Origin of the sequence: Streptomyces sp. NPDC058741 (assembly GCF_042746715.1) — a bacterium.
Lineage (GTDB): Bacteria > Actinomycetota > Actinomycetes > Streptomycetales > Streptomycetaceae > Streptomyces.
In genome coordinates this window covers 4,966-5,351 of record NZ_JBHYQH010000092.1, presented here as the reverse complement: position 1 = coordinate 5,351, position 386 = coordinate 4,966, and positions in this window count along the sequence as shown.

Sequence of the window (386 nt, the reverse complement as noted above, 5' to 3'; positions counted from 1 at the left end):
CACCCGATGGACGGGGTATCAACATATCTGGCGTTGACTTTTGGCACGCTGTTGAGTTCTCAAGAAACGGTCGCTTCCTTTGTACTCACCCTCTCAGGCTTTCCTCCGGGCGCTTCCCTTCGGTCTTGCGTCTCCGACTCTATCAGATCTTTCCGATCCGATTTCCTCGGCGCTTTCCAGGTCTTCGCTTTCGCGTTTCCCTTTCCGGCGGTTCCGACTTTATCAGAGGTTCTGAGTCGGATTCTCCTCCCTGACCGGACATGGTCCCGGTGACCTGAGTCAGCCCAGATGCCCCGTCGGAAGGAGTTGCAAACCTACTGGAGCGGGGGGGCGCGGGTGGGATAGGTGCGGGCCGCGCCCCAGTGGGGAGGCGGGGGGGCCCCCCC